General features: G+C 71.5%; 10 protein-coding genes. 5 read left to right on the forward strand and 5 right to left on the reverse strand.

All coding sequences use genetic code 11. The features are described 5' to 3' along the window. Positions 1-135 precede the first annotated feature (135 nt). Together AADR41_RS40035 and AADR41_RS40040 are read right to left on the reverse strand one after the other, a co-directional pair. Positions 136-429 (reverse strand): MTH1187 family thiamine-binding protein, encoded by a 294-nt coding sequence (locus AADR41_RS40035; RefSeq protein WP_030971479.1) that lies wholly within the window; start codon positions 427-429, stop codon positions 136-138. Then, positions 426-776, reverse strand: coding sequence for a DUF3817 domain-containing protein (locus AADR41_RS40040; RefSeq protein WP_342287225.1), 351 nt, complete (start codon positions 774-776; stop codon positions 426-428). Before AADR41_RS40040 ends, AADR41_RS40035 begins: the two co-directional genes overlap by 4 nt. Positions 777-1,022: 246 nt before the next feature. Between AADR41_RS40040 and AADR41_RS40045 the strand changes: the two genes are divergently transcribed. The 4 genes from AADR41_RS40045 to AADR41_RS40060 all read left to right on the forward strand — a co-directional run bounded on the left by AADR41_RS40045 (position 1,023) and on the right by AADR41_RS40060 (position 3,666). Beyond that, positions 1,023-1,655: an AIM24 family protein gene (locus AADR41_RS40045; RefSeq protein WP_342287235.1), complete on the forward strand. Its 633-nt coding sequence runs from the start codon at positions 1,023-1,025 to the stop codon at positions 1,653-1,655. Continuing rightward, the gene (locus AADR41_RS40050; protein ID WP_342287227.1) at positions 1,655-2,305 is read left to right on the forward strand and encodes an AIM24 family protein; all 651 of its coding nucleotides are present in this window, start codon (positions 1,655-1,657) and stop codon (positions 2,303-2,305) included. Before AADR41_RS40045 ends, AADR41_RS40050 begins: the two co-directional genes overlap by 1 nt. Beyond that, a complete protein-coding gene (locus AADR41_RS40055) occupies positions 2,302-3,066 on the forward strand; it encodes an AIM24 family protein (RefSeq protein WP_259934722.1) in 765 nt (254 codons plus the stop codon). Before AADR41_RS40050 ends, AADR41_RS40055 begins: the two co-directional genes overlap by 4 nt. 123 nt (positions 3,067-3,189) lie before the next feature. Next, positions 3,190-3,666: a MarR family winged helix-turn-helix transcriptional regulator gene (locus AADR41_RS40060; RefSeq protein WP_124716332.1), complete on the forward strand. Its 477-nt coding sequence runs from the start codon at positions 3,190-3,192 to the stop codon at positions 3,664-3,666. A gap of 17 nt (positions 3,667-3,683) precedes the next feature. Here AADR41_RS40060 and AADR41_RS40065 read toward each other — a convergent pair whose 3' ends face one another. Together AADR41_RS40065 and AADR41_RS40070 are read right to left on the reverse strand one after the other, a co-directional pair. After that, positions 3,684-5,156, reverse strand: a complete 1,473-nt coding sequence (locus AADR41_RS40065) for a HAMP domain-containing sensor histidine kinase (RefSeq protein ID WP_342287229.1) — start codon at positions 5,154-5,156, stop codon at positions 3,684-3,686. Then, positions 5,153-5,815 (reverse strand): response regulator transcription factor, encoded by a 663-nt coding sequence (locus tag AADR41_RS40070; protein ID WP_342287231.1) that lies wholly within the window; start codon positions 5,813-5,815, stop codon positions 5,153-5,155. The genes AADR41_RS40065 and AADR41_RS40070 overlap by 4 nt, the downstream gene beginning before the upstream one ends. Before the next feature lie 119 nt (positions 5,816-5,934). On the opposite strand from AADR41_RS40070, the gene AADR41_RS40075 reads away from it, so the two are divergent. Beyond that, positions 5,935-6,537 (forward strand): PepSY domain-containing protein, encoded by a 603-nt coding sequence (locus AADR41_RS40075; RefSeq protein WP_342287233.1) that lies wholly within the window; start codon positions 5,935-5,937, stop codon positions 6,535-6,537. A gap of 21 nt (positions 6,538-6,558) precedes the next feature. On the opposite strand, the gene AADR41_RS40080 is transcribed toward AADR41_RS40075, so the two are convergent. Next, on the reverse strand, positions 6,559-7,767 hold a 1,209-nt coding region (locus AADR41_RS40080), incomplete at its 5' end, for an outer membrane protein assembly factor BamB family protein (protein WP_342287234.1).

Consider the following 7,767-nt stretch of genomic DNA (forward strand, 5'->3'; position numbering starts at 1 on the left):
CCCCCGGAATTCCACCCGCAAGACCCCTCGCCCGGCCCCGGAATTCCGCCCGGCGGCCCCACGCCGGCACGCGGAAGCCCCCGCCCCTCCGGCGGATCCGGCAGAGGGGCGGGGGCTCCGGGAGCAGCACCGGCGTCAGTCCGCCAGGTACCGCTCCACCGTCTCGACCTTGGAGGTCAGACCGTCGGTGACACCCGGGCGGATGTCGGCCTTGAGCACGAGGGAGACCCGTCCGGCACGCGCCTCGACGGCGGCGACGGCCCGCTTGACGACGTCCATGACCTCGTCCCACTCCCCCTCGATGGAGGTGAACATGGCGTCCGTGCGATTGGGCAGCCCGGACTCGCGGACGACCCGGACGGCGTCGGCGACGTACTCGCCGACGTCCTCGCCGACACCCAGCGGGCTGACCGAGAACGCGACGATCATGCGCTGACCACGCCCTCGCGGCGGGCGCGGGCGGCGATGACGCCGTCGGCCTCGTAGCGCTTGAGCAGCTTGTCGCCGTACAGCCCGCCGAACGGCAGCAGCGCGAGCAGGAAGAAGAGCGCGACGCGCTTCAGCGGCCACTTGGTCTTGACCCAGACGTCGAGCAGCAGCACGGCGTAGATCACGAAGAGCACGCCGTGCAGGATGCCCAGCGGCATCATCAGGAAGTCGATGTCGGAGACCCGGCTGAGGACCGAGCCGAAGATGATCAGTGCCGGGAAGGAGAGCGCCTCGGGAATCGAGATGAGGCGCAGCCGGTGCAGGGCGGTAGCGGTCTTGATGTCCACGGGGGCACCTTCGGTGGGAGGACGGTGACAGCTTGTGAATACAGGCACAAGCGCCCCCATTGTGACATCGTCGCGGGCGGCCCACGGCGCCGGGGCCGGATACCGGGGACCGTGCGTAGCGGGTCATACGTCCCGGTTGCGTACGCATCAGGTACCGGATGCGTATCAGGGGCCCTTCGGGGCGGTGGATCCTCCCTCGGACCCTGTCCGGGCCGGGGGGCCTGCCGTTAACGTCGCTCCGTGGCAATGTTCCGACTCCAAGGCAGCAGAACGCTCGCCGTCGACCTGGCCGGTGACGCCGTCAAGGCGAAGAACGGCTCGATGGTCGCCTACGACGGCCGGATGACGTTCAAGAAGATGACCGGCGGCGGTGACGGGCTGCGCGGCATGGTGACCCGGCGGCTGACCGGCGAGCAGATGTCCGTGATGGAGGTGACCGGCCAGGGCACCTGTTACTTCGCGGACCGCGCGAGCGAGATCAGTCTCGTCTCGCTGCACGGCGACAAGCTCCATGTCGAGGCGAGCAATCTGCTGTGCACCGACTCCGGGCTGCGCACCGGCACCACCTTCACCGGCCTGCGCGGCGGGGCGAGCGGCAACGGCCTGTTCACCACCACCGTCGAGGGCACCGGCCAGGTGGCGATCATGTCGGACGGCTCGGCGGTGGCGCTGCGCGTCTCGGCCCAGTACCCGCTGTTCGTCGACCCGGGCGCCTACATCGCCCACCAGGGCAGCCTCCAGCAGCATTTCCAGGCGGGGGTGAACTTCCGGACGCTGATCGGCGAGGGTTCCGGGGAGTCCTTCCAGATCCGGTTCGAGGGCGAGGGCGTGGTCTACGTCCAGCCCAGTGAGCGGAACACCGTCGGGGGCGATGTCTGATGCCGTTCCGCGAGATCAACTCGAAGATGGTCGAGGCGACGGTGGTTCCCGGCCAGAAGATGTACAGCCAGCGGGGCGCGATGCTCGCCTACCGCGGCGAGGTGTCGTTCACCCCGAACATCCAGGGCGGCCAGGGCGGGCTGATGTCCATGATCGGCCGGCGGGTGGCGGGCGAGGCGACCCCGCTGATGACGGTCGAGGGCAGCGGCACGGTGATGTTCGGCCACGGCGGCCATCACATCCAGGTGATCAACCTGGCCGGCGACACCCTCTACGTGGAGGCCGACCGGCTGCTCGCCTTCGACGGGACGCTCCAGCAGGGCACCATGTTCATGGGCTCGCAGGGCGGCGTGATGGGCATGGTGCGCGGCCAGGTGACCGGGCAGGGCCTTTTCACCACCACGCTCCAGGGGCACGGCGCGGTCGCGGTGATGGCGCACGGCGGGGTGATCGAGCTGCCGATCGCCCCCGGCCGCGACGTGCATGTGGACCCGCAGGCGTACGTCGCGCACCACGGCGACGTACGGAACAAGCTCTCGACCGCGCTCGGCTGGCGCGACATGGTGGGGCGCGGCTCCGGCGAGGCGTTCCAGCTGGAGCTGAGCGGCAGTGGCGCGGTGTACGTACAGGCCTCGGAGGAGAAGCTGTGAGCACGCCCGTGGTCTTCGACCCGATGACGCTGCCGTCGGACGACAACGTCAACTCGTACACCTTCTGCGTGGAGCTCAAGGGGAGCCAGTGGTTCCTGCAGAAGGGCAAGATGATCGCCTACTACGGGCGGATCGACTTCAACGGCATCGGCCACGGCCGCTTCGAGCGGCTGATCCGTACGAGCTTCCACTCGCCGCTGCACGCGAGCGACTGGGTGGTGGCCGAGGGCAGCGGCAAGATGCTGCTCGCGGACCGGGCCTTCGATGTGAACTCCTACGACCTGGACGAGGGGAACCTGACGATCCGGTCGGGCAATCTCCTCGCCTATCAGCCCACCCTGGCACTCAAGCAGTCGATCGTGCCCGGATTTCTCACCCTGATCGGTACGGGGAAGTTCGTGGCCGCCTCCAACGGCCCGGTGGTCTTCATGGAGCCGCCGCTGCGGGTCGACCCGCAGGCCCTGGTGGGCTGGGCGGACTGCCCCTCGCCGTGCCACCACTACGACCACGGCTACATGACGGGCGTACTGGGCGGGCTGCGGTCGCTGACGGGCATCGGGGGCACCTCGGGCGAGGAGCACCAGTTCGAGTTCGTCGGCGCCGGCACGGTACTGCTCCAGTCGACCGAGATCCTGATGGCCGAACAGCCCACGGGCGCGGTGCCGGGGCAGCCCGGGGTGCCCCCGGGCGCGGGTCAACCTGGCGCCACCCCCCGTATGCCCGGCCAGCTCGGGGACCTCCAGCGTCGCTTCGGGTTGTGAACGGTAGTCTGCGGAGTGTGACGTCGAACGTCAGCGCCCCGCACCCGGACCCGTCTCCGGACGGGTGCGGACCGTCACACTCCCACTTCGTCCGGCTTTCAACTTCTTAGGTAGAATCCATATATGGAGACCGAGACGGCCACCCGCTGGCTGAACGACGCGGAGCAGTGCGCCTGGCGCACCCACCTGGACGTCAGCAGGCTGCTGATGCATCAGCTGGAGAAGGACCTCCAGCCGTTCGGGCTGACCAACAACGACTACGAGATCCTGGTCAACCTCTCGGAGTCGGACGACCAGCGCATGCGGATGAGCGACCTCGCCGCCGCGACGCTGCAGTCCAAGAGCAGGCTCTCGCACCAGATCACCCGTATGGAGACCGCCGGTCTGGTCCGCAGGGAGAACTGCGAGTCCGACCGGCGCGGTCTGTACGCGGTCCTCACCGAGGACGGCGCGGAGACGATGCGCAAGGTGGCGCCGCACCACGTGGCGTCGGTGCGCAAGCACTTCATGGACCTGCTGACGCCGGAGGCACTGGCGAACCTGCATGCGGCCCTGACCCCGGTCGCCGAGCACCTGCGGGGACGACGCGGCAAGGTCTGACCGGAACGGGGCGGCGGTCAGCCGGCTCCGGGCAGCCGGAGCTCGAAGCGGGCGCCGCCCTCCCGCGCGTCGCCGACCGTGAGCCGGCCCCCGTGCCGGGCGGCGACGTCCCGGGCGATGGCCAGGCCGAGACCCGCGCCGCCGTCGTCCCGGGTGCGGGCGTCGTCGAGCCGCACGAAACGTTCGAAGATCCGCTCGCGCTCCGGCGGCGGCACCCCCGCCCCGTCGTCGGCGACGGCGACGACCACGTCACCGCGCTCCGCCGTACCCACCGAGACGGTCACCGCGCTCCGCGCGTGCCGCTGTGCGTTGTCGAGCAGATTGCCGATCACCCGGGCCAACTGCCCGCGTGATCCGGCCACTTCGAACCCGCCCGAGTCCGGCGCGGACACCGTCACCGGGATCCGGTCGCCGCCGCGCTGCGAGACCTCCTCGCGAACCAGCGCGCCCAGGTCCAGCACCGTACGCCCCGGCCGCTCGCCCGCGTCCATCCTGGCCAGCAGCAGCAGATCGGCGGCCAGCGCCTGGAGCCGCACGGTGTCGGCGACCGCGCCCGGCACGTCCAGCAGCTCCGGATGGGCCGCCCCCACCTCCAGCTGGGTGCGCAGCGAGGCGATCGGGCTGCGCAGTTCGTGCGAGGCGTCCGCGACGAACCGCCGCTGCCGCTCCACCGACGCCTCCAGCGCGGTCAGCGTCTCGTTGGTGGTCCGGGCCAGCCGGGCGACCTCGTCGCGCGAGCCGGGCTCCGGCACCCGCCGGCTCAGGTCCTCGGACGCGGTGATCGCGGCCATCTCGCGCCGGATCCCCTCGACCGGGCGCAGCGCCCGCCGGGTCACCAGCCAGGTCACCCCGGCGACGACCAGCAGCAGCAACGGCAGCCCGATCAGCATCGCGCCGCGCACCGTGCCCACGGCCTCCTGCTCGGCGGCCAGCGGGGCGCCCGCGTGGACGGTCAGGGTCACCCCGGTGGAGGTCGTCGCCCGCACGGACGCGAAACGGTAGTCGGCGCTCTCGCCGTCCACGGTGGCGGTGCCGTTGGTGAAGTCCGGTTCGTCGGAGTCGACTTCGCCGCGGCCCGGAGTACCGCGGTCGTCGTCGTCCGCGTCGTCGTCACTGCCGTCGTCGTCGCTCCCGCTCCCACCGCCGCTTTCGTCGCCGGACTGCCCGGAGACCGGTGACGGGTCCGGGGTGACCCGGTCGGTGCCGGTGCCGGAGACGGCTCGGAGGTCCTTGGACACGGCGACCACCCGCCCGTCCTCGTCGGTCACCTGGACCGGATGGTCCTCCTCGTCGCGCATCTCCAGCCGGTCGTACGGCACGTCGAGGGCGAGCTGCCCGGCCACTTCCCGGGCCACCACCTCGGCCTGGAGCCCCGCCTGATCGGTCAGGTTGGCGCGCAGGACCAGCAGCACGGAGAGCCCGGCACCGATCAGGGCGAGGGCGACCACCACGGTGGCGCCGAGCGCGGCCCTGGCCCGGACCGACCTCACAGCGCCTCCAGCCGGTACCCGGCGCCGCGCACCGTGCGGATGGCGGCCGCGCCGAGCTTGCGGCGCAGCGTGCTCACGTACACCTCGACGATGTTCGGGTCGCCGTCGTAGGCGAAGTCCCAGACGTGTTCGAGGATGTCCGCCTTGCTCACCACCTGCCCGGACCGCAGGGCGAGCTGTTCCAGCACCGCGAACTCCTTGGTGGTGAGGGTGATCTCGGCCCCGCCGAGGTGGACGCGGCGGGCGGCGGTGTCCATGCGCAGGGCGCCGACGGTGACCACCGGCGAGGCGGAGCCGCCGCCCCGGCGCCGCAGCAGCGCCCGGATCCTGGCCACCAGCACGACGTACGAGAAGGGCTTGGTCAGGTAGTCGTCGGCCCCGGTGTCCAGGCCCTCCGCCTCGTCGTACTCGCCGTCCTTCGCCGTCAGCATCAGGATCGGCGTCTCGTGCCCGGCGGCGCGCAGCGCGGCACAGACCCGGTAGCCGTTCATCCCGGGCAGCATGATGTCGAGGACGACGAGGTCGTACGCCCCCTCGGCGGCACGGTGCAGCCCTTCGAGGCCGTCGTGCACGACGTCCACGGCGAAGCCCTCGGCGGTGAGCCCCGCGGCCAGGGACCTCGCGAGCCGCTTCTCGTCCTCCACGATCAACAGGCGCATACGCACAGGGTCGCAAACCGAACCTGAAGACGGCTTCAGGTGGCTTCAGGCTGCGTTCAGCATCACCCGGGCAATGTGGTCCTCGTCGAAACCGGCCACCCGATCGGGGAGGAACCCTCATGAAGCGCAAGTTCGTCATCGCCGCAGTCACCGCCGCCGTGCTCGTCGGCGGCACGGCGGCCACCGCGGTCGCCTTCGCGGACGACGACAGCCACGACCGCGGGGTCAGGAGCAGCGTGGCGGGCGACGGCACCGCCCGGGTGGACGTGAAGGACGCGATCGCGGCCGCCCTCAGGGCCGTCCCTGGCACGGTCACCGAGGCCGAGCTGGACGACGAGGACGGCGGGCTCGTCTGGGAGCTCGACGTGTACGGCTCCGACAAGGTCTGGCACGACGTGACGGTGGACGCGGGCAACGGCAAGGTGCTCGGCAAGCACACCTCCGACGACGACGGTGACGACGACCGCGACCGGTACGCCCCCGTGTCGCTGAACCCGGCCGTCGACGCCGCGCTGAAGGCGAACCCGGGGACGGTGACCTCGGTCGACCTGGACGACGACCACGACGACCGGGGCGGCAGGGCACCGCACTGGGAGGTCGACGTCCGGGGCAAGGACGGCACGAAGAACGAGCTGAACGTCGACGCCAAGTCGGGCAAGGTGACGGTGGACCGGTCGGACGACGGTCACGGGGACGACGACCGTGACGGGGACGACGACTGAGGGCGCCGTCCCGGCGGGCGGTCAGGGCGCGTTGAGGGAGATGACCGATCCGTCGCCGAAGCTCAGGAACACCGCGTCGCCCCGGGCGATGAGCGAGATCGACGCCGGGTCGAGCGCGTCCCCCGGCTCGCCGGGCCACTCGTCGGGCAGGCGTGAGCCCGTGTCGTCCGCCTCCCCCGTGGAGGCCATGTCGAAGGCGTTCAGCCCGTACCCGCCCACGACCACGGCCGTGTCACCGGCCAGCGCCGGACCACCGGTGGTGTCCAGCCCCGGGCCGCCGTCGTACGTCGCCCAGTACTGCCTCCCGTCGGCCAGACCGAACGCGTACACCCGGGTCCGGCTGCTCACCACGACCTTGCCGTCGCGTGACACGGCGGGCCGGTAGGCGATGTCCACGCCCTCGGCAATCGTGCGGCGGTTCTGCGGGGCCATCACATCGACGACCGTCAGGCCGTTCGAGCCCGCGCAGAGGAGTTCCTTGCCCTTCAGCACCGGCGTACGGCAGATGAGGTCACCGGCACCGATGGCCCCCAGCCGTGCGCCGTCCGCGCCCTTGAGGACGGTGATCGCGTCACCGACCGCGACGAGCCGGCCGTCCGCGAACAAGAGTTCCGCTTCGGCCGCCGGGTCGTCCCACGGCTTGTCCCATGTGCGGGAATGCGCACCGGTGAGCTGATGGGCGATGATCCGGGCCGTACCCGTGCCGGTTCCCTTCGTGGCGTAGTACAGCACTCCGTCCGACTGGACGAAGCCGGTCACCCGGGTGCCTTCGGCCAGCGGCTCCCGCCACTTACGCGCCCCGTCGGCCAGGCCCAGCGCCACCAGGCCGCCGTCCTGGAAGGCGTAGACGGTGGTGCCGACGACAGCGGCCACCGAGGCCGGCCCACCGCCCGCACTCCCCTGCGGAGTCCGCCAGCGCCGCTCGCCGGTCGCCGCATCCAGCACGGTGATGCGCCGCGGACCACCACAGGCCAGGGACGCGCCCGCCAGCACGCACTTCACCGGTCCGTTCTCGACCTTGGCCTTCCACGCCTTCCAGTCCGCAGGCTTGGCCGAGACGTCCGTGGCAGCCGCCCCGAAGTCCCCGGTGTGGCCGGCGTCCGCGCCCGGGATGACGGCCGGCCCCGCCTTCGTCCGTACGGCGTCCGAGGCGGAAGCGGTCGGCCGCACCCCGCCGCCCGCGTTGCCGTCGCCCCCGCCGCTCCCCTCGAAGAGCCCCGGCAACAGCAC

It is taken from the genome of Streptomyces sp. CLV115, assembly GCF_038448545.1.
Taxonomy (GTDB): Bacteria; Actinomycetota; Actinomycetes; order Streptomycetales; family Streptomycetaceae; genus Streptomyces; species Streptomyces sanglieri.